A 2,403-nucleotide genomic window follows, 5' to 3' on the forward strand; every position below is an offset into this window, starting at 1 on the left:
ATCCACCTCGGGAGCATTGCCGCCAGTGTTGCGGGCTAACTGATTCCAACGGTTTTCCAAAACCCAACCCACTTCCCGTTCAGCCCACATCGACATCTTGCGCGGTTCAGCCGTAGTAACCACACCCCGCAGATTTACCCGTGGTGGAGCCACCATCAAACCTTCAGTGCTGATGGCAGCAAGCATTGTGATTACACCATCACCTGCTAATTGCTGGCGTTCTTTTAATACGCGGGCATCAACAATGCCATTGCGTGAATTATCCAGCAATTCGATACCAGCTTTTACAGGATCACCCCTACGGATGGAATCGGGGGTGAGTTCCACCACATCACCGTTATTAATAATCAAAATATTATTTTCTGGTACGCCCATAGATTGAGCGGTGCGGGAATGGCACATCAACATGCGATGTTCACCGTGCACAGGTACAAAAAACCTAGGCCTTGTTAGAGCAATCATCAACTTTTGATCCTCTTGGCTGCCATGGCCAGAAACGTGAATGCCCTCACCTTTGCCATACACCACCTTGGCGCCAAGCATCATCAAGCGATCAATAGTATTCACAACCGAAATTGTGTTACCTGGGATTGGGCTGGCTGAGAAAATGATTTTATCTGTGGATTTCACCTGCACTTGAGGATGCTCGCAACGGGAGATACGGCTCAAAGCGGCAAGCGATTCGCCTTGGCTACCAGTCATCAATAAAAGTGTTTCGCGATCGGGAATATCACGAATTTGCTTGATAGGAACAAACAGTTCATCTGGGCAGCGGATATAACCCAATTCCCGTGCTTTTGCGATCACATTAAGCATCGAGCGGCCAAGCAAACTAACCTTGCGGCCGTGCTTAAGGGCCAGCTCAAGAATCATCGATACACGATGCACTGAACTTGCAAAAGTAGTTATCAATACCCTGCCTTCCGCTGTGGAAATATGGCGATCTAAATTAGGAAATACCGCCCGTTCTGATGGGGTGAATCCAGGCAACTCAGCGTTTGTGGAATCACTAAACATGCAGAGCACGCCCTGCTCTCCATATTGAGCCATCCGCTGAATATCAAAATATTCGCCATCTACAGGGGTGTGATCAAACTTGAAATCACCAGTAAATATAACAACTCCCACAGGTGTTGTTATCGCCAATGAAAAACTATCGGCGATTGAGTGAGTATTACGGATAAACTCAACCTTAAAGTGTTGCCCCACCTTCACCACATCGCGTGGCGCAACGGTTTGCAAGGTGGTGCGATCTGCCACACCGGCTTCAGCCATTTTGCCTTCCAGAAGAGAAAGTGCCAGCCGGGGCCCATAAATGATCGGAATATTAAAATGCTTAAGGTGGTGAGAAATGCCACCAATATGATCTTCATGGCCGTGGGTAACAATCATCCCACGGATTCGTTTTTGATTTTCCCTTAAGTAACTAGTATCTGGCATAACAACATTTACGCCGTGCATACCATCGCTTGGGAAGGCGAGGCCAGCATCAACTAACATCAAATCATCGCCGTATTCAAATACACAAGTATTTTTGCCAATCTCATGTAAACCTCCTAACGGGATCACCCGCAGCGCTGGTGTTTTGGTTGCGGGTGTTGCTGAAATAGCCATAGAAACCTTTTAAAAAATAATTGAAAAGTGGAAAGATAATGAGCGGCTGCCCATCGCCTTGAGGTCAGGTAGGACGCAAAGCGGCAAGCAAAACGGCGAGGGATTCACGAATAACGCTAGAGGCTGGCACCAAAGGCAAGCGGGCCGAACCAACGGGCCACCCCTCAAGCTCTAATGCAGCTTTAACTGGAATGGGGTTGCTACTACAAAACAAACCTTGCATAAGAGGTAACAAACGTTCGTGAATCGAAAGAGCTTTCTGTATTTCGCCAGCCAAAAAAGCTTGAATCATCTGTTGCAATTCCTCCCCCACCAAATGACTTGCAACACTCACAACTCCAACCGCCCCCAATGCCAACATTGGCAGGGTTAAAGAATCATCACCGCTATAAATTGCTAAGCGATCGCCGCAGCTAGCTCTCAAACTACTCACTTCATCCACTGAGCCGCTGGCTGCTTTAAATGCCACCACATTGGAATATTGCATTAATCGGGCTGTGGTTTCTGGGGCAAGGCTGCAGCCGGTTCTAGCGGGAATGTTGTAGAGCATCAAAGGCAGATTTGGCGCTGCTGCTGCCACTGCAGCGAAATGAGCTTCCAAACCAGCTTGGGGTGGCTTGTTGTAATAAGGCACCACTACAAGGGCACCATCGGCCCCCAATGCAGCTGCCTCCCGGGTGGCTTCGATTGCTTCAGCGGTGGAGTTACTGCCGGTGCCAGCTAATACCTTGGCCTTACCAGCAACGGCTAAAAGCACAGCTTGCAACAAAGCATGTTGCTCATCCCAAC

The 2,403-nt window shown here is 48.6% G+C and carries 2 protein-coding genes; both read right to left on the bottom strand.

What is annotated here, in order from left to right:
* On the bottom strand, positions 1-1,614 hold a 1,614-nt coding region (locus KB557_RS10700; RefSeq protein ID WP_255134058.1), incomplete at its 3' end, for a ribonuclease J.
* 64 nt (positions 1,615-1,678) lie between these two features.
* Positions 1,679-2,403: 4-hydroxy-tetrahydrodipicolinate synthase (dapA, locus tag KB557_RS10705; protein ID WP_255134061.1), on the bottom strand; the 725-nt coding region annotated here is incomplete at its 5' end.

It is taken from the genome of Synechococcus sp. Cruz CV12-2-Slac-r (genome assembly GCF_024346075.1).
GTDB lineage: Bacteria > Cyanobacteriota > Cyanobacteriia > PCC-6307 > Cyanobiaceae > Synechococcus_D.